General features: G+C 72.7%; 12 protein-coding genes. 6 read left to right on the top strand and 6 right to left on the bottom strand.

Annotation, left to right across the window (positions count from 1 at the left end):
• Nucleotides 1-843: 843 nt before the first annotated feature.
• The 4 genes from FLW16_RS14630 to FLW16_RS14615 all read right to left on the bottom strand — a co-directional run bounded on the left by FLW16_RS14630 (nucleotide 844) and on the right by FLW16_RS14615 (nucleotide 6,038).
• Entirely contained in the window at nucleotides 844-1,626 is a 783-nt protein-coding gene (locus FLW16_RS14630) for an ABC transporter permease (RefSeq protein WP_142560551.1), read from the bottom strand.
• The gene (locus FLW16_RS14625) at nucleotides 1,623-2,513 is read right to left on the bottom strand and encodes an ABC transporter ATP-binding protein (RefSeq protein ID WP_142560550.1); all 891 of its coding nucleotides are present in this window, start codon (nucleotides 2,511-2,513) and stop codon (nucleotides 1,623-1,625) included. The genes FLW16_RS14630 and FLW16_RS14625 overlap by 4 nt, the downstream gene beginning before the upstream one ends.
• An 80-nt stretch (nucleotides 2,514-2,593) precedes the next feature.
• A complete protein-coding gene (locus tag FLW16_RS14620) occupies nucleotides 2,594-3,805 on the bottom strand; it encodes an amidohydrolase (protein WP_260615267.1) in 1,212 nt (403 codons plus the stop codon).
• 58 nt (nucleotides 3,806-3,863) lie between these two features.
• Nucleotides 3,864-6,038 (bottom strand): anthranilate synthase component I, encoded by a 2,175-nt coding sequence (locus FLW16_RS14615; RefSeq protein ID WP_185949417.1) that lies wholly within the window; start codon nucleotides 6,036-6,038, stop codon nucleotides 3,864-3,866.
• 243 nt (nucleotides 6,039-6,281) lie between these two features.
• On the opposite strand from FLW16_RS14615, the gene FLW16_RS14610 reads away from it, so the two are divergent.
• Together FLW16_RS14610 and FLW16_RS14605 are read left to right on the top strand one after the other, a co-directional pair.
• Nucleotides 6,282-7,955: a CocE/NonD family hydrolase gene (locus tag FLW16_RS14610; RefSeq protein ID WP_185949416.1), complete on the top strand. Its 1,674-nt coding sequence runs from the start codon at nucleotides 6,282-6,284 to the stop codon at nucleotides 7,953-7,955.
• Between the two features lie 41 nt (nucleotides 7,956-7,996).
• Complete coding sequence (locus FLW16_RS14605; RefSeq protein WP_142560548.1) at nucleotides 7,997-8,494, top strand: NUDIX domain-containing protein; 498 nt, start codon at nucleotides 7,997-7,999, stop codon at nucleotides 8,492-8,494.
• A 71-nt stretch (nucleotides 8,495-8,565) separates the two neighbouring features.
• Here the strand turns inward: FLW16_RS14605 and FLW16_RS14600 are convergent, their stop codons facing one another.
• Entirely contained in the window at nucleotides 8,566-10,194 is a 1,629-nt protein-coding gene (locus tag FLW16_RS14600; RefSeq protein ID WP_142560547.1) for an ABC-F family ATP-binding cassette domain-containing protein, read from the bottom strand.
• Between the two features lie 41 nt (nucleotides 10,195-10,235).
• Nucleotides 10,236-10,763, bottom strand: a complete 528-nt coding sequence (locus tag FLW16_RS14595; RefSeq protein WP_142560650.1) for a DUF1697 domain-containing protein — start codon at nucleotides 10,761-10,763, stop codon at nucleotides 10,236-10,238.
• 357 nt (nucleotides 10,764-11,120) lie between these two features.
• Between FLW16_RS14595 and FLW16_RS45185 the strand changes: the two genes are divergently transcribed.
• The 4 genes from FLW16_RS45185 (at nucleotide 11,121) to FLW16_RS14575 (ending at nucleotide 17,760) form a co-directional block, all read left to right on the top strand.
• Nucleotides 11,121-11,342: a DUF3311 domain-containing protein gene (locus tag FLW16_RS45185; protein ID WP_260615266.1), complete on the top strand. Its 222-nt coding sequence runs from the start codon at nucleotides 11,121-11,123 to the stop codon at nucleotides 11,340-11,342.
• Nucleotides 11,339-12,931, top strand: coding sequence for a monocarboxylate uptake permease MctP (mctP, locus tag FLW16_RS14585; RefSeq protein ID WP_142560546.1), 1,593 nt, complete (start codon nucleotides 11,339-11,341; stop codon nucleotides 12,929-12,931). The genes FLW16_RS45185 and mctP overlap by 4 nt, the downstream gene beginning before the upstream one ends.
• A gap of 116 nt (nucleotides 12,932-13,047) precedes the next feature.
• Nucleotides 13,048-14,367 carry an amidohydrolase family protein gene (locus tag FLW16_RS14580; protein WP_142560545.1) on the top strand — a complete coding sequence of 440 codons (1,320 nt, stop codon included), beginning with the start codon at nucleotides 13,048-13,050 and terminating at the stop codon, nucleotides 14,365-14,367.
• Nucleotides 14,368-14,451: 84 nt separating this feature from the next.
• Nucleotides 14,452-17,760 carry a BTAD domain-containing putative transcriptional regulator gene (locus tag FLW16_RS14575; RefSeq protein WP_142560544.1) on the top strand — a complete coding sequence of 1,103 codons (3,309 nt, stop codon included), beginning with the start codon at nucleotides 14,452-14,454 and terminating at the stop codon, nucleotides 17,758-17,760.
• Nucleotides 17,761-17,763 lie beyond the last annotated feature (3 nt).

Raw genomic sequence — 17,763 nt, 5'->3', positions numbered from 1 at the left:
CGTAAGCGCCCCTTGCCGCGCCTTCCGAAGCACCCGCCGCCCGGGGTATCGCTTGCCGATCTCGCCACCCGTGCGTCCTACGTCGGCAGCGCGGAGCACAAGTCGTATCCCTCATTCGCGGGGCAGCCACGGCTCCGGGCCGACGCGAGCAAGTGTGACCCGAAATTCGCCGACCCCCACGAAATCACTTCGTGGTTACGGCAGGCGATCACCCATGGCAATGTCGGCGCGCCGTGGGAGAGAGAACTCGGTCACTACAAAGGGGTATCCCCTCGAAAAGGACGAGTGGCCCACAGGGCTGAATGAGGTCGGCGAGGGAGTCACGTGATGGGGACGGCTGGTGGGCTGAGCTTCCGCTGGGAATGGGAGAAGGCCCCAGGAGTCCGAGCGCCCGAGCACCGCGCCACCTGGGCCAGGATCGAGATAGGCGTGGGACCCGAATGCGTCACGCTGGTGGAGGACGAGGAGTCGGGCAGTTCCCGCCGTTCGATTTACTGCCCGCTGTACCCTCTGGCGGAATGGGTGGCGTACAACTGGTGTTTCCTGCGGGCCGATGCGAGACTCGCCCGAACCCCCGACCTCAGCCGTCTGCATCGCATCGACGCTCGCCTTTATCGGAGGCATTCTCTGCGCGGCTGCGGGGACGGCTTCCTGTGGCCCAATCTGCTGATCGTGCCGGAGGGCGAGGGAAAGCGTCTCGTTTGGTTCCGTGACCGGACGCCGTCGCCTCCGCGCCGCCCTATCCGCTTCCTCTCGGAGGGGGAGGCGCTGCTGGACGGAGCGAGCGTGGAGGGAGAACTCGCGGGCCTGGTCGGTCCGGGGGTCGCCCCCGGATGTATGTGGTCAGGTGATGTCACGGCGGACCGTGGTGGCGGTGGCGACGGCGGCGAACAGGACGCCGTAACCGACCAGGACGGCGGCGCCCGCCCAGGCGGGCAGCCATTCCGGCCTGCCCAGGCCAGTGTCCACGTCGATGCTCATCAGCGCCTGCGCGGCCCCGCCCGGCAGCCACTTGCCCACGGAGTGCAGGGCCGGGATCCCCGTGAAGATGTTCTCGATCACGTACGCCCACACGACCGCCGCGACGATCCCGGCGATCTGGTTGCGGACGAGCGCCCCCAGCCCGATGCCGAACACCGCGTACAGCGCCAGCGTCACCAGGATGCCGAGGCTGATCTGCGGAATGCGCGAGGCGGACAGGGAGAACCCGCCCCCGGAGAGCGTCACGGCCGGGATCACCGTGACCGCCTGGAAGACCAGCACGGCCAGCGCGAACAACGCGCCCACGAGCAGCCCGGCCACCACCTTGGCGACGATCACCAGGCCCCGCCGGGGGGTGGCGAGGAAGGTGCCGGTGATCGTCTGGTAGCGATACTCGGAGGTCATCATGACGACGCCGAGGATCATCACGAAGATCCCACCGGTGGACCCGCTCGACCAGGCGATCTCGGCCCACTCCGCGGTGTCCCGCGCGGGCAGCGCGCTGCCGCCGTTCTGCTCCACCCCCGCGAAGGCGATGAGGAAGCCGAGGCCCACCCCGACCAGCACCAGCATGACGAGCAGCATGATCCACCACAGTCTGGTGGTGAACAGCTTGCGCAGCTCCGCCCTGACGAGCCCGCTCATCGCCCCTCCGTCAGATCGAGGAAGACCTTGTGCAGCCCGGATCGCTCCTGCGCCACCTCGGTGAGCACGACGCGCAGGTCCAGGGCGATCCGGCCGACGGCTTCAGGGTCCAGCCCGCGCACGCGCAGCAGGCCGTCCTCCACGCGTTCGACCACCCCGCCTGCCGCTTCGAGCGCGGGGGCGAGGTCGGCGGCCTGGGCGGCACGCACCCGCACCACCTCCGCGCCGTCGCTGGTGAGCTCGGCCAGGCTGCCCTGGCGCACCAGGCGGCCCCTGGCGATGATCACCACGTCGTCGACGGTCTGCTCGACCTCGGCCAGGACGTGGCTGGAGACGAGCACCGCCGCGCCCTGGTCATGGGCGAGGTGGCGCAGGAACCCGCGCAGCCACTCGATCCCCGACGGGTCGAGGCCGTTGGCCGGTTCGTCGAGGATGTACACCCGAGGCCGGCCGAGCAGGGCGGAGGCGAGCGCGAGCCGCTGCCGCATGCCCAGCGAGAAGCCACCCACGCGCTTGCCCGCGGCGTCCGCGAGGCCGACCTGCTCCAGCGCCTCGTCCGCGCGGGCGTCGGGCAGCCCGGCCGCCGTGCAGAGGATGCGCAGGTGGTTGCGGGCGGTGCGGCCGGGGTGGAAGCTCGTGGCCTCGAGCACGGCGCCGACCTCGGCCGCCGGATCGGCGAGCGTGACATAGCGCTCGCCGTTCACCAGCGCCTCACCGGAATCGGGCGTGACGAGGCCGAGCAGGCAGCGGAGCGTGGTCGTCTTGCCTGCTCCGTTGGGGCCGAGATATCCGGTGACGGATCCGGCCTCCACGCTGAACGAGACGCCGTCCACGGCCTTGACCGGCCCGAACGACTTCACCAGATTTCGAATCTCAATGGCAGCCATCGGGCGTGATTATTCCGCGCAATAAATCGAGAATCATCCTCATAAAGGAGGATCGTTTCGGCCCGGATAAATCCATTATTTCAGAGGCGATAAACGCGGCGGGCGTTGCCCGAGCCGATCATGTGAGCGATCCGGGCGGCGTCGGCGGGGCTCCACTCACCCTCGGCGATCCGGTCGGCGAGCACGCGGGCCAGGCCGCGGCGATGGCAGAGCGCGGCCAGGAAACACAGCTCGGCGGCGCCGTGGCAGCCGGAGCCGTACATCTGTTTGTGGAACGGGACGAGTTCGAGCAGCTCGCGCAGCACGTGGGCGGAGCCGGCGGCGGTGTGGGCGACGGCGGGGCCGGCGTCCACGTACACGTGCGGGAAGACGCCCGCAAGGTACGCCGCCTGACGGTGGTAGGGATAGCAGTGCAGCAGGACGACCGGCACCCCGAGCGGGGCGAGGGCGCGGACGAACCCGGTCAGCAGCGCGGGATCGGCCAGGTGGCCGGCCCCGAAGCCGGACAGGCCACCGCCGGACAGACCCCAGCCGGACAGACCCCCGCCGGATAAACCACAGTGGAACTGCAGCGGCAGACCCCGCTCTCTGGCGACGTCGACCGCCGCCCAGAGCAGGTGCCGTACGAGGACGGGGTCGTCCAGGCGCGACTTGGGGTCGGCGAGCCTGCGCCCGGCCGCCGCGATCACGCTGCCGCGCGAGGGCCGGGAGGGGTCGAAGCCGAGGCCGCAGTGGTGCACCGCGACCGACTTGAGCGCGGCGGCGCGGGCCGCGCGGACCGCGAGCTCGTCCCGCAGCGCCCCGGCGTAGTCGGCGGCGGGCAGCCCGGCCTCGGCGACGTCCTGCTCGGCCTGCTCCAGCCGGACGATCTCGTCGGCGGCGGCCGAGCCGAGACGTCCCATCTCGGCGGGCGAGAGCAGCGCGGGGGCGTCAGGTCCGGTGTCGACCAGGAAGGCCGACACCCCGGCGCCGCGCAGCAGCCGCCGGTTGACCTCGGCCGCGCCGAGTTCGGCGCGGCGCGACAGGTAGACGGTGGGTGAGGCGTGCGGCTCCAGGCCGAGGACCGGCGCGCACCAACGGCGGATGGCGGCGCCGGCCGGAGTGTCGAAATGCGTGGTGCCGGGCGGCGCGGGCGTGCCGCCCTCGCCGATGAGCTGCTCGAATCCCGACCTGGTGGTGTCGTCCCGGCGCACGCCGCAGCAGTGCTGGTCGACCATGGGCGCGAGCAGGGCGGCCCGCACCGCGTCGGGAAGGGGTACGGGCAGCAGGTCATGGGATCTCGGCTCCGGCACGGCAGTGGACTCTACGGCTCCGCCGCCGCGCCGGCACCGCCCTAAACGGCCCCTTTACTCAGCCATGGCGCGTGCAAAGCCGCAGGACGTTGGCGATGATCCGCGCCCCGGCCCCGCCCTGCGTGGTCAGGATCGACTCGGGGTGGAACTGCACGCCGAAGCGCAGGTTCTCGGCGTCCTCGATCGCCATGGCCGCGCCGTCCGGCGTGTACGCGGTGACCCGGAAGCCCTTGACCCCCGGCTCCTTGGCGTGCACGGAGTGGTAGCGGGCCGCGACGAACTCGCCGGGCAGGCCGTCGAGCAGCGCGCTGTCGCCCTCGCGGCGGACCCGGCCGCGCTTGCCGTGCTCCGGGTAGGGCAGCAGTTCGAGCGTGCCGCCCGCATGCTCGACCATGGCCTGCAGGCCCAGGCACACCCCGAACACCGGGAGCCTGCGGGCGTACAGCGCCTCGATCAGCGCCGAGCAGCCGAAGTCGGACGGCCAGCCGGGCCCGGGCGACAGCACGACGAGCGTGGGCGCGATCTCGTCCAGCTTCTCCAGCGGGAACCCGTGCCGCAGCGTGACCACCGACGCGCCCTGCTGGCGGAAGTAGTCGGCGAGCGTGTTGACGAAGGAGTCCTCGTGGTCCACGAGCAGCACGCGGTGGCCCTCACCCGGCAGGTCGGCGCGGGGCTCCGTCCGCACCTCCTCCCGGGGACGGGCGGACGCGGCGAGCGCGCCGAGGAGGGCGCTGGCCTTGAGCTCGGTCTCCCGCTCCTCGGCCTCGGGGTCGGAGTCGTACAGCAGCGTGGCCCCGGCGCGGACGGTGGCGACGCCGTCGCGGATCTGCGCGGTGCGCAGGGTCAGGCCGGTGTTCATCGAGCCGTCGAAGCCGATGAAGCCGACCGCGCCGCCGTACCAGCGCCGGGTGGTCTCCTCGTGGTCCTCGACGAACTGCATGGCCCACGTCTTGGGAGCACCGGTGACGGTGACGGCCCACATGTGGGTGAGGAACGCGTCGAGGGCGTCGAACTCGGGGCGCAGGCGGCCCTCGATGTGGTCGACGGTGTGGATCAGCCGGGAGTACATCTCGATCTGGCGGCGGCCGATCACCCTGACGCTGCCCGGCACGCAGATCCGCGACTTGTCGTTGCGGTCCACGTCCGTGCACATGGTCAGCTCCGACTCCTCCTTCACGCTGGACAGGAGCGTGCGGATCGCCTCGGCGTCCTCGACGGGGTTGGCCCCGCGGGCGATGGTGCCGGAGATCGGGCAGGTCTCGACCCGGTCGCCGGTCACCCGGACGTACATCTCGGGCGAGGCGCCGACCAGGTGCTCGCCGTCGCCGAGGTTGAGCAGGAACTCGTACGGCGCCGGGTTCTCGGTGCGCAGCGAGCGGTAGAAGGCGGACGGGTCGGTGCAGGCGCCGTGGAAGACCTGGCCGGGGACGACCTCGAACAGGTCGCCGCGCTGGAACTTCTCCTTGGCCTTGGCGACGACCTCGGCGTAGGTCCCCCGCACCGGGTTCGGCGGGATCTCGCGGGGCGCGACCAGGGGGAACGTCTCGCCGGCGCGCTCCAGGCCGCTGGTGGAGACGCCGTCCACGGTGAACTCGTAGCAGTGCTCGACGCTGGTCTCGCGGACCCGGTCGATCACGACGAGCCGGTCGGGCAGGTGCAGCACCAGGTCGCGCTGGTCGCCGGGGCGGGTCAGGCGGTAGCGGATCGGCTCGAACTGGAAGGCCAGGTCGTAGCCGAAGGCGCCGTACAGGCCCAGGTGCGGGTCGTCGGACCGGAAGGCCGCGATGATCTCGCGGATGGCGGTGAAGACGGTGGGCCTGCGGCTGCGCATCTCCTCGGGCAGCAGGTCCTCGGACTCGGGGACGTGCACCTCGACGTAGCCGTGGGCCGGCTCGGCCACGGGCTTGCCGGCCGCAAGCAGGCAGGAGGCGACGACGGGCAGCACGACCTGTCCCCGCTCGTTGAGCGCGCGGGCGGAGATGCGCCGCCCCCGCGCCACGATCTCCAGGCAGGGATCGACGTAGCCGAACGCCCACCTGCTGTACCGGCCCGGGTAGTCCATGCCGGACGAGAAGGCTCCGCCGCGCCGCTCCCCCAGCGACGTGACGATCTCCTCCAGCGCCTCCTCGGCCACCTCGCGCACCCGGCGCTCGACCGCGATGCCGCCGGCCGTGGTATATCCGCTGATCTCCACTGTCCACGCCCCTTTTTTCGTATGCCCCGGGGCGGACATACAGAAGGCCGCCACTCATGGGGCGGCCGGTCTATTCGACGCGAATGCGAAAACGCCGCCTGTCAGCGGCGCCACCACTGGGAGGGTGCATGAGTTCGCATGCGTCAAGGGTAGCGGCGGAAACCGCGATCATGCAACGCGGCACGACTGGAAGGGCGAACAGCGGATAGATATTCTGTTACTGGTAGGGAAACCTCACTCTCGGCGCGGGGCGATACGCCCGGGGCCGGGGAAGGAGGGGGCATGGTCCGCGTGCCGGCCCGCCTGCCTGTGCACCGCCACGGCCCGGGAGGGCTGGGCGGACCGAGGGGTACGAGCGGGGGTACGAGCGGGCCGCAGGGCCGCCGGGTCCGGGTCCGCCGTGACGTGCCCGTTCCGATGCCTGACGGCGTGACGCTCCTGGCCGATCACTACACGCCCGTCGGCGCCGACCGGCCCCCGACGATCCTGATCCGCACGCCGTACGGCAGGGGCGGGGTGGTCGGCTGGATGTACGGCTGGACCTTCGCCCGGCACGGGTTCCAGGTGCTGCTGCAGAGCTGCCGGGGCGGCTTCGGCTCCGGCGGACGGCTCGATCCCCTGGTCCACGAGCAGGAGGACGGCCTGGCGACGGTCGAGTGGATGCGGGCGCAGTCGTGGTATGGCGGCAGCTTCGCCATGCACGGGCCCTCCTACCTCGGCTACACCCAGTGGGCGATCGCGGCGGAGACCCCCGACCTGCGGGCGATGGCCGTCCAGGTGACCGCCTCGTGCTTCCGCGACGCCGCGTACGTCGGAGGGTCGTTCGCGCTGGAGTCGACGCTGATCTGGACGACGCTCACCGCGCACCTGGAGGGCAGGCTGGGCGGCGTGGCCGCGTTCATCGCGCCCCGGCGCACGCGGCGGGCCGTGCTGTCGGGCCGCCCGCTGCCCGAGCTCGACCTGCTGTCGGCGGGCAGGCCGCTGCCGTTCTTCCGCGAACTGCTGGCCCACCACGGCGAGGTCATCTGCTCGTACTGGGACAAGGCGGACTTCTCGGCGTCGGTGGGGCAGGTCGGCGCGGAGATCACGATGACCGGCGGCTGGTACGACGTGTTCCTGCCCTGGCAGCTCAAGGACTACGCGGCGCTGCGGGCGGCCGGACGGCAGCCGCACCTGACCATCGGGCCGTGGTATCACGCCGACATCCGCCATGGGCGGGCCGCCAACGCCGACGCCCTGGCCTGGTTCCGCGCCCACCTGCTCGGCGATCCGTCGGGGCTGCGCACCTCCCCCGTCCGGCTGTACGTCACCGGCGCGGGCGAGTGGCGGGACGAGCCCGACTGGCCCCCGCCCCGCATGGGGCGCGAGCGCTGGCACCTGCAGCCGGGCTTCGCCCTGTCGCGGGACAACCCGGCGGGCGGCGAGCCGGACCGCTACCGCTACGACCCCGCGCACCCCACGCCCGTGATCGGCGGCCCGGTGCTGATCGGCAACTCCGAGCCGAGGGACAACCGGCGCCTGGAGGCCCGGCGTGACGTGCTCGTCTACACCTCGGACGTGCTCGGCCGGGACACCGACATGATCGGCCCGGTGAGCGCCGAGCTGTTCGCGCGCACCGGCAGGGAGCACACCGACTTCGTCGTACGGGTGTGCGACGTGCATCCCGACGGCACGTCGATGAACGTCTGCGAGGGCGTGCGCCGCCTGACCCCGGCGGACCGCGGCGACGAGGACGGCGTGCGCCGGGTGGAGATCGACCTGTGGCCGATGGGCCACCGGTTCCGCCGCGGCCACCGCATCCGGGTGCAGGTGGCGAGCGGGGCCTATCCGCGCATCGCGCGCAACCCGGGCACCGGCGCGCCGCTGACGGCGGGCACTCCGATGGTCGCCTCCGACCAGGAGATCCTGCACGACCCCCGCCATCCCTCGGCCGTGATCCTCCCCGCCCTGCCCTGAGCCGGCCCACGGCCGTTCCGGGCGTTGCTACCCTCGCGGTCGTGGCGATCAGGAACTCCCACTGCTCCTTCTGCGGAGCGGCCTACGCGCCCGGCCTGCCCTGGCCGAGGACCTGCCAGGAGTGCGGCGGCACCGGCTATCTCAACCCCCTGCCGGTCGCGGTCATGGTGCTTCCGGTGGACGACGGCCTGCTCGTGGTCCGCAGGGACGTCGAGCCGCACCGCGGCCTGCTCGCCCTCCCCGGCGGCTTCATCGACATCGGCGAGTCCTGGCAGCAGGCCGCCGTACGGGAGCTCCGCGAGGAGACGGGCGTCGTCGCCGACGCGGCCGGCGTCCGGCTGTTCGACGCGGTCAGCGCGCCCGACGGCACCGTGCTGATCTTCGGCCTCGGGCCGCGTACGACCGCGGACGCCCTCCCGCCGGTCGCGCGCACCGCCGAGACCAGCGAGTGGCTGGTGATCGACGGCCCTCGGGAGCTGGCGTTCCCGCTGCACACGCAGATCGTGACCCGCTACTTCGGCTCCGGCCGAACGTTGTGAGCGCGGAGGAGGGCGGGACCCGGATCGGCCCGCCCTGGCGGCCGCTCTGACGCGCGTACGCGACCGGGCTTTCAGCCTTCGTGGATCCGGCCGGCCTCGACGACGATGCGGCGTGTCGTGTGGACGGCCTTCAGCATGCGCCGGTCGTGGGTGACGAGCAGCAGGGTTCCCGTGTACGAGGCGAGCGCGGACTCCAGCTGTTCGATCGCCGCGAGGTCGAGATGGTTGGTGGGCTCGTCCAGGACGAGCAGGTTGACCCCACGGGCCTGCAGGAGAGCGAGGGCCGCCCTCGTGCGCTCGCCCGGCGACAGCGTCGCCGCCGGGCGGAGCACGTGATCGGCGCGCAGGCCGAACTTGGCCAGCAGCGTGCGGACGTCGGCGGGCGGCATATCGACGAGCGCGCCGAACGCGTCGAGCAGCGGCTCGTCGCCTTCGAAGAGGGCGCGGGCCTGGTCGACCTCGCCGACGACCACACTGGGGCCGAGCGCCGCCGTCCCCGCGTCGAGGGGCACCCGGCCGAGCAGCACGCCGAGCAGGGTGCTCTTGCCCGAGCCGTTCGCGCCGGTGATCGCGACCCGGTCCGCCCAGTCGATCTGCAGGTCGGCGGGCCCGAGCGTGAAGGCGCCACGTCGCGCGACCGCGCCGCGCAGCGTCGCCACCACGGCACCGGAGCGGGGCGCGGCGGCGATCTCCATCCGCAGCTCCCACTCCTTACGCGGCTCCTCGACGACCTCCATCCGCTCGATCAGTCTCTCGGTCTGCCGGGCCTTGGCCGCCTGCTTCTCCGTCGCCTCGGTGCGGAACTTCCGCCCGATCTTGTCCCCGTCGGTGGCCTTGCGGCGCGCGTTCTTGACGCCCTTCTCCATCCAGGCGCGCTGGGCCCGGGCGCGGGCTTCCAGGGACGCCCTGGTGTCGGCGTACTCCTCGTACTGCTCGCGGGCGTGCCTGCGGGCGACCTCGCGCTCCTCCAGGTAGGCGTCGTAGCCGCCGCCGTACGCGCGGACCTGCTGCTGGACCAGGTCGAGCTCGACCACCCTGTTCACCGTGCGGGCGAGGAACTCGCGGTCGTGGCTGACGACCACGGTCCCGGCGCGCAGCCCCGCCACGAAGCGTTCGAGCCGGTCCAGGCCGTCGAGATCGAGGTCGTTGGTGGGCTCGTCGAGCAGGAACACGTCGTAACGGCTGAGCAGCAGCGAGGCCAGCCCCGCCCGGGCGGCCTGGCCGCCGGACAGGGACGTCATCTCCTGCTCCAGGCTGACCGTGAGCCCGAGGTCGGCGACCACCTCCTCGGCCCGCTCCTCCAGGTCGGCGCCGCCGAGGGCGAGCCAGCGATCGAGGGCCTCGGCGTACGCGTCGCCGGGATCTCCGCTCACGAGCGCCTCGGTGGCCGCGTCGAGGGCCCGCTGAGCGTCGGCGACCCCGGTCCGGCGGGCGAGGAAGGCGGCGACGGTCTCACCGGGCCGCCGTTCGGGCTCCTGCGGCAGATGGCCGACGTTGGCGGTGGGCGGGCTGAGCCGGACGCTGCCGTGCTCGGGGGCGTCGAGGCCGGCCAGCAGGCGCAGCAGCGTCGACTTGCCCGCGCCGTTCACGCCCACCAGCCCCACGACGTCCCCGGGCGCGACGACCAGATCGAGGTCGGTGAACAGGAGGCGGTCGCCGTGCCCGGCGGCGAGTTCCTTCGCGACAAGAGTGGCGCTCATCAGGACACCGACCCTACTGGGTCCGGAGCCGGGGGATGTTCCTAGAGGTCCTCGGCGAGCGAGAGCAGGCGGGTGACGGTGTTCCAGTTGCGCATGGTGGCCGGGCCGGTCGAATGCTTCTCCATGAGCGGCGGCAGCTTGGGACGCCGCAGCCCGTCGGGGAAGTAGATGTAGAGCTCCCGCTCGCCTATCCGCATCTCCTCCGGGGCGTACGCCGCCGGGTCGATGCTCGCCAGCCCCTCCCGGTCGGGCGGCCGGGCCAGGAAGACGACGGCGAATCTGGCGGGGTCCCTGACCTCCAGGGGGTTGTGCTCCACCACGCCGCGAAGCTGCTCGGCCGTACGGACGATCACCGCGACGGACAGGCCGAGCTCCTCCCGGATCCCGCGCTCGATCGCGGCGGCGATCGACTCGCCGTCCCCGTCCGCGGTGAACAGGGCGTTCCCGCTGCGCAGGTGCGTGCGCACGTTCCCGTACCCGAGCCGTTCCAGCAGGGCCCTGAGATCGGCCATCGCCACCGCGGTCGCGGGGTTCACGTTGATGCCGCGCAGCAGCGCCACGTATCGCATCACATCGCCTCCTTCCGGCGGGACGCTACCGCCCGTTCCTGTCAGACCGCGTCAGGTATAGGGCGGGCATGTGGCCGGCGGCCTCCCCCCGCGAGCGCCACCGTGGGCGCCCCGGTTCACGTCGTCGCCGGTCGTCGGCGATCACTTGAGATCATGGGCGGATCACTGGCGCGATCACTGGCGCGATCACTGGCCGATCGTCGCTGGGCGCGCCAACACGACCGTTCGGCGATCGGTGATCCCCCTGTGACCTGTGAGTCCTTACGCTTCCGCCGAATAACCGTCCCGCTGGTCCGCGTGACGGCCCGTCACGCGGATCTGCCGGGCACGCCTGGTCCGTGTCCGATTGGAGAACGTGTGACGACCCCCCGCGCCGACCGCGGCAGAAATCCCGACCGGAGCCCGCTGAACTGGCTGCTCCTGGTGCCGATCGTGATCCCGCTCATCCCGCCCCTGTTCAACGCCGACGAACCGCGGCTGTTCGGCATCCCGATGTTCTACTGGCTGCAGCTCGCCTTCATCATCCTCAGCGTCGCCGCGACCACCGTCGTCTACCTGGGGACGAGGAGGAGCCGGTGAAGACCACCGAGATCGTCATCTTCACGCTTCTGTTCCTGGTCGTCAGCGGCCTGGGATTCGTGGCCGCCCGCTGGCGCCGTCCCGGCGACCTCGCCACGCTGGACGAATGGGGTCTCGGCGGGCGCAGCTTCGGCAGCTGGATCACCTGGTTCCTGGTGGGCGGCGACCTCTACACGGCCTACACCTTCGTGGCCGTGCCCGCCCTGGTGTTCGGCGCGGGTGCCATGGGGTTCTACGCGGTGCCGTACACCGTGGTCGTCTATCCCATGGTGATGCTCGTGCTGGTCCGGCTCTGGTCGGTGTCGCACGTGCACAACCTCGTCACCCCGGCCGACTTCGTCCGGGTCCGCTTCGGCTCCCCCACGCTGGCGCTGCTCGTGGCGATCACCGGCATCGTCGCGACCATGCCGTACATCGCGCTGCAGCTCGTCGGCATCGAGGCGGTGCTGAAGACGATGGGACTGACGGGCGACCTGCCGCTGATCATCGCGTTCGCGATCCTGGCGGCCTACACCTACCAGTCCGGGCTGCGCGCCCCGGCGCTGATCGCGTTCGTCAAGGACTCGCTGATCTACCTGGTGATCATCGTCGCGATCATCTACATCCCGGCCAAGCTCGGCGGCTTCGACGCGATCTTCGGCTCCGTCAAGGAGAAGTTCGACGCGACCCCGAACCAGGCCGACGGCCCCCTGCTCAACGCCAACAACCAGCTCCAGTACGTCACGCTCGCCTTCGGCTCGGCGCTGGCGCTGTTCCTCTACCCCCACAGCGTCACCGGCATCCTGGCCTCGCGCAACCGCAACGTCATCAAGCGGAACATGTCGGCCCTGCCGGCCTACAGCCTGCTCCTCGGCCTGATCGCGCTGCTCGGCTACATGGCGATCGCGGCCGGGGTCACGCCCATCGGCAAGGACAACAACACGGTCGTGCCGAAGCTGTTCGACGCGATGTTCCCCGACTGGTTCGCGGGGGTCGCCTTCGCCGCCGTCGGCATCGGCGCGCTGGTGCCGGCCGCCATCATGTCGATCGCGGCGGCCAACCTGTTCGCCCGCAACATCTACCGCGAGTACATCAACCGGAACGCCACCGCCGCGCAGGAGGCCACGGTCAGCAAGGTCGCGTCGCTGGTCGTGAAGGTCGGCGCGGTGCTGGTCATCCTGCTCATCGACCCGCAGTTCTCGATCGACCTGCAGCTCATCGGCGGCGTGATCATCCTGCAGACGCTTCCGTCGGTCGGCCTCGGCCTCTACACCCGGTGGTTCCACCGGGGCGGCCTCATCGCGGGCTGGGCCGCGGGCATGGCGGCCGGGATGCTGCTGCTGTACAACATCGCCAACCCCGCCACCAACCACGCCCACTTCGGCAGCTCGGCCTTCCCGCTGTCGCAGCTCGGGTTCGACACCAAGATCACGGTGTACGCCGGGTTCCTCGCGCTGATCGTCAACCTGGTCGTCGCCGTGCTCGGGACCTTCGTGGCCCGCGCGTTCAAGAGCGCGGACGGCCCGGACGGCACCCGGCCCGAGGACTACTTCGCCGACCAGGGCGACCCGCGCGTCCACGAACTGGAAACCACGGCGCCCGCCGCCTGATCGGGGTCCATAGGGACTTGTGGCCGGCTTGACGGGGCGGCGCGCGCCGCGTCAAGCCGGCCACAAGCACGCGGTGGCACAAAGAGGCATCACCTCGAACATCGAAGGAGCGAAGGATGCCTCTCACCAACGACCTGATCGTCACCGGCGGCCACGTGATCGGCATGGATCCGGCGGTGCCGGACGGCCCCGCCGACGTCGTCGTCCGCGACGGCGTGATCGTGTCGGTCGGCCCCGCCGCCGAAGCGTCCCCGGAGGCGGAGGTCGTGGACGCCTCGGGCTGCGTGGTGATGCCGGGCCTGGTCGACACCCACCGCCACACCTGGCAGTCCGCGCTGCGTCACATCGGGCTGGACTGGAGCCTGATGGACTACCTCGGGGCCGCGTTCCTCCAGCTCGGGCCGAACTTCCGGCCCGAGGACGTCTACGCCGGCACCCTGCTCGGCGCGCTCGGCGCACTGGAGTCCGGGATCACCACGCTCGTCGACTGGTCCCACATCCAGAACACCCCCGAGCACAGCGACGCCGCCGTGGCCGCGCTGCGCGACAGCGGGATCCGGGGGGTCTTCGCCTACGGCTGGCCCCAGGTCGACCCGCTCAGCTGGGTGGGCGACCACAGCGACGCGGAGCTTCCCGCCGACGTCCGCCGGATCAGGGACGTGCTCCGCGACGACACCGCCCGCGTGACGATGGCCCTGGCGGCGCGCGGCCCCGAGATGTCGGCTCCCACCGCCGCCCGGCGCGACCTGCTGCTCGCACGGGAGCTCGGCCTGCGGGCCACCATGCACGTCGGCTCCGCCGACAAGGCGGGCAGCGTCGGCTGGCTGCACGACGAGGGCCTGCTCGACGAGACGATCACGCTGGTGCACGCGAGCGGGACCGGCGACGACGAGCTGAAGGCCGCCGCGGGCGCCGGCGCGACCGCGAGCGTGTCGCCGTTCATCGAGATGACCATGCCCGGGCTCGGCACGCCCGCGACCGGCCGTCTCCTGCGGGCGGGCCTCGTCACCGGCCTCAGCACCGACACCGAGGTCGCCACCTCGGGAGACATGTTCACGCAGATGCGCGCCGCCCTGGCGCACCACCGGTTCACGCAGGACCCGGCGCCGCTGACCGCCGACGGCCTGCTGCGGATGGTCACCGCCGACGGGGCCGCGGTGGCCGGGCTGTCCGCCGTCACCGGCAGCCTCACACCCGGCAAGCGGGCCGACCTGATCGTGGTCGAGGCCGGCACCCTCGCCATGGCGCCGATGCTCGACCCGCGCGCCGCCGTCGTCCTCGCCGGCCACCCCGGGCTGGTCCGCACGGTCGTCTGCGACGGCGTGGTCGTGAAACGGGACGGCGTGCTCACCGGGCCGGTCGGGCGGGCCATGGACGCCGCGGCCGCGAGCCTCGCCCACCTCCGCGAAGCCGTGCCCGCGGTGCTCCACGCCTGAGAGCAGGACTGCTCTGTCTGAGAGAGCGGGATGCTCCGCGCCTGAGGGCTCAGTCTCGGCCGATGATCGTGGCACAATCCCGGCATGGCGGTCATGTTCCGGGTGCTCGGCCCGGTCGAGGCGTACGTCGACGGCGTTCCCGTCGACCTCGGCGGGCCGCGGCCCCGGTTGCTGGTGGCCCGCCTGCTTGTCGCCAGGGGCGCGACCGTGTCGGTGGACGCGATCCTCGACGACCTGTACGACGGCACGCCGCCGCCGCGCGCCCAGAGCACGCTGCACAGCTACATCTCCAACCTGCGCCGGGTGCTCGAACCCGGCCGCGCTCCGCGCACGCCCTCGTCCGTGCTCCTCAGCCGCCCTCCGGGGTACGCGCTCGGGCCGCACGAGGTGGACGCCGACGAGTTCGTCCGCCTGGCCCAGGCCGGCGAGCCGGAACGCGCCCTGGCCCTGTGGCGCGGCATGCCGTACGAGGAGTTCGGCGACGTGCCCTGGCTCCGGCCGGAGATCGAGCGGCTCGCCGAGGCGCATCTGGTGACGCGGGAACGGCTCCTGGCCGGGCGGGTGGGCGACCCCCACGTGGTGGGCGAGCTGGAGGCCCTGGTGGCCGCGCATCCCCTGCGCGAGGGGCTGTGGGAGCTGCTCGCCCGCACGCTCTACGCCCTGGGCCGGCAGGCGGACGCCCTGGAGGCACTGCGCACGGCCCGGGCCCATCTGGCCGAGGAACTCGGCCTCGACCCCGGCCCGGCGCTGCGGCGCCTGGAGGAGGCGATCCTCGCCCAGGACCCGGCCCTCGACGGCCCCGCCCCCGTACGGCAGGGCCGGGCGGCGCCGATCGAAGCAGCACGGGCCGAAGCGGCGCGGGCGGACCGGCCGGAGCGGCGCGCCGTTGGCCGGGGAACGCAGTTCGACCGGCTCGACGAGCTGGCGCGGGACGTGATCCAGGCGGCCCGGGGAGTGGCCCAGCGCGGGCCGGGGATCGCGGTGATCTCCGGTGAGCCGGGGATCGGCAAGACGTGGCTGGCGGAGGCGTTCGCCGGACGGCGGGCCGCCGAGGGCTGGCTGGTCGCCTGGGGCAGGTGTCACGAGACCTCCGGCGCGCCCGCGCTGTGGCCGTGGCAGCAGGTCGTCCGGGATCTCGCCGCCCGGGTCCCCCCTTCCCCCGCCCAGGCCGCCGCCCTGCGGGTGCTGCTCGGCGACGCCGCTCCGGGAGACGACCCCGCCCCGGAGGCCGGACGGCCCGCCGAGGCGAGCGAGGCCCGGTTCCGGCTGCACCAGGCGACCGCGGCTTACCTGGAGACGGCCGCGGCCGACCGGCCGCTGCTCGTGGCGATCGACGATCTCCAGTGGGCCGACACGGCGTCGCTGGGCCTGCTGTCCGACCTCGCGTTGCTGCTGCGCGGCGCGGTCGCCATCGTGATCACCGTGCGGTCCGGCGAGGGCCCGGCCGTGGTGCACGACACGCTCGGCCTGCTCGGACGGCACGACGCCCTCCGCCTGCCGCTGGCCGGGCTCGACCCCGCCGCGGTCGCCGAGCTGTCGGGGCTGCGCGACGCGGCGAGCGTGGCGGCGCTCGCCGAGCGCACCCGGGGCAATCCGCTGTTCATCCGCGAGACCCTCCGCCTGGCCGAGGACCAGGGCATCGAGAGGGCGCTCACCGGGGTGCCCGAGGGCCTGGCCGACGTCCTGCGCCGCCGCCTGCTCGACCTGCCCGCCCGGCACCGCCCCGCCATCGACGCGGCGGCCGTGCTCGGCACGGGCGCGGACCGGCGGCTGCTGGCCGAGGTCGTCGCGGACGCCTCCGGCGCGGACGTGGACGAGGCGCTCGACGCCGCGACCACCCTCCGCGTTCTGGACGAGGACCTGCGCTTCACCCACGATCTGGTCAGGGAGACGGTCTACGCCGACATTCCGCCGCGCCGCCGGGCCGGGCTGCACCTGGCCGCGCTCCGGGCGCTCGAACTCCGGCCGGGGGCCGACCTCGCGGTCCTCGCCAGGCACGCGCTCGCCGGCGGGCCCGCCGCCGCGGCGGACGCGGTGCGCTGGGCGTCGGCCACGGCCGGGCAGGCGGCCGGACGGCACGCGTACGAGGACGCCGCGCAGTGGTGGCGCCGGGCGGTGGAGGCGCACGGGACGCTGCCCGGCGCGGACCCCCGCGAGCACGTCGAACTCCTGCTCCAGTTGGTCCGCGCGCAGCTCGCCGCCGGTCACGGCTTCTCGGCCCGGCAGACCCGGGCGGAGGCGGTGCTCGCGGCCGACAGGTCGGGCGACCCGCTGCTCGCCGCGCGGGCGCTGACCAGCCTGGACGCCCCGGGGTTGTGGAAGTTCTACACCTACGGCGACATCGAGCTGCACACCGTGCGGCGGATCGAGGACGCCCTCACCGCGCTGCCCGAGGGGGACTCCGAACTGCGCTGCAGGCTGCTCGGCTGCCTCGGTATGGAACGTTACGACGGCTCGGCCGACCCCCGCTGCGACACCGCCACGGCCGAGGCGCTGTCGATGGCCCGCCGTCTGGTGGCCTCCGGCGAGGCCGGCCTGGAGCTGCTGGCGATCACGCTGAACGCGCGGTATCTGGGCGTGCAGCTCCCCGAGCACATGGCGGAGCTCGACGCGATCGGCGAGGAGCTCACCGGGCTCGGGCTGCCCGGGTTCGAGCTGCTCGGCTACATGATCAGAGAGCGGACTCGGATCGACCTGTTCGACATGGCCGGCGCCGACCGGGCCGCCGAGCGGGCGGGGGTGCTGGTCGAGCGGCTCGACCTGCCCTGGCCCCGGTTCCAGCACCTGATCTGGACCGGGACCCGGCGCCTCCTCGACGGGGACTTCGAGGGCGCGGGCAACGCGTACGCCGCGGCGGCCGAGGCCGGTGAGCGGCTCAACCTGTGGCACACGAGCAGCACGCTGTCTTCGGCGCTGCTCACCCGGCACTTTGCCATGCGGGACTTCGACGGTGCCGAGGAGCTGATGGCGCGCTACTCCCCCTTCCCCGCCCACCGGCAGGTGATGGGCGTGCTCATCGGCGACTGGCGGGGCGACCGCACGGCGGCCGAGGCGGCGCGCGAGCAGGGCTGGCACCTGCTGCCGCGCGACTTCGGCGAGCTGCCGGGGCTGTGCCTGCAGGGCGAGGCCCAGATCGTCGCGGGCGACCACGAAGCGTGCGCCCTGACCTATCGCAGGCTCCTGCCGTACGAGGACAGGATCGCCTTCGGGGCGGGGACGTTCTGCGCCGGGCCGGTCGGCTACTACCTGGGGCGGATGGCCTACCTGGGCCGGGCGGCGGGGCCGGAGACGGCGCGGGCGCATCTGGACACGGCCGCCAAGCGCTGCGTGGCGGCCGGGCTGACCTGGTGGGCCGCCCGGATCGCCCGCGAACGCGAGGCCGTACGCGGGTGACAA

The sequence above is a fragment of the Microbispora sp. KK1-11 genome (assembly GCF_006874435.1).
In the GTDB taxonomy this organism is placed as follows: domain Bacteria; phylum Actinomycetota; class Actinomycetes; order Streptosporangiales; family Streptosporangiaceae; genus Microbispora; species Microbispora catharanthi.
The sequence above is the reverse complement of the archived record's forward strand: the minus strand, read 5'-3'. Positions and strand labels throughout refer to the sequence as shown.

Bases quoted from the DNA above. Each gene is read 5' to 3' on its own strand.
- FLW16_RS14610 (WP_185949416.1), top strand. From the start codon at position 6,282: ATGGTCCGCGTGCCGGCCCGCCTGCCTGTGCACCGCCACGGCCCGGGA.
- FLW16_RS14595 (WP_142560650.1), bottom strand. From the start codon at position 10,763: ATGCGATACGTGGCGCTGCTGCGCGGCATCAACGTGAACCCCGCGACC.
- FLW16_RS14630 (WP_142560551.1), bottom strand. From the start codon at position 1,626: ATGAGCGGGCTCGTCAGGGCGGAGCTGCGCAAGCTGTTCACCACCAGA.
- FLW16_RS14600 (WP_142560547.1), bottom strand. From the start codon at position 10,194: ATGAGCGCCACTCTTGTCGCGAAGGAACTCGCCGCCGGGCACGGCGAC.
- FLW16_RS14575 (WP_142560544.1), top strand. From the start codon at position 14,452: ATGGCGGTCATGTTCCGGGTGCTCGGCCCGGTCGAGGCGTACGTCGAC.
- FLW16_RS14580 (WP_142560545.1), top strand. From the start codon at position 13,048: ATGCCTCTCACCAACGACCTGATCGTCACCGGCGGCCACGTGATCGGC.
- FLW16_RS14625 (WP_142560550.1), bottom strand. From the start codon at position 2,513: ATGGCTGCCATTGAGATTCGAAATCTGGTGAAGTCGTTCGGGCCGGTC.
- FLW16_RS14615 (WP_185949417.1), bottom strand. From the start codon at position 6,038: ATGTCCGCCCCGGGGCATACGAAAAAAGGGGCGTGGACAGTGGAGATC.